Origin of the sequence: Dolichospermum circinale AWQC131C (assembly GCF_000426905.1) — a bacterium.
In the GTDB taxonomy this organism is placed as follows: domain Bacteria; phylum Cyanobacteriota; class Cyanobacteriia; order Cyanobacteriales; family Nostocaceae; genus Dolichospermum; species Dolichospermum circinale.
Genome location: NZ_KE384604.1, coordinates 12,420 through 12,646, shown reverse-complemented (window position 1 = coordinate 12,646; position 227 = coordinate 12,420). Strand labels below are relative to the sequence as shown.

Here is a 227-nt window from a genome sequence, read left to right as displayed (position 1 = left end):
ACGGGACTTTTATCAACAAGCTTTAGCTATCTATATCGAATTTGGCGATCGCTATTCTCAAGCTAAAACCTACCACTGTTTAGGCACACTTGCAGAGGCACAGGAAGATTATACAGAAGCAAGGGTAAATTTACAAACAGCCTTAGAGATATATATTGAATATAAAGATGAATATTGGGGGAATCTAGCAATTTATTGATAGCATTGACAGTATCACTATTCATGGC

General features: G+C 36.6%; 1 protein-coding gene. It reads left to right on the top strand.

The genetic code is table 11. The features are described 5' to 3' along the window. Window positions 1-199 (top strand): tetratricopeptide repeat protein (locus ACIR131C_RS26720; protein ID WP_231395423.1); only part of this gene is annotated, 199 nt, incomplete at its 5' end. Window positions 200-227: the final 28 nt, after the last annotated feature.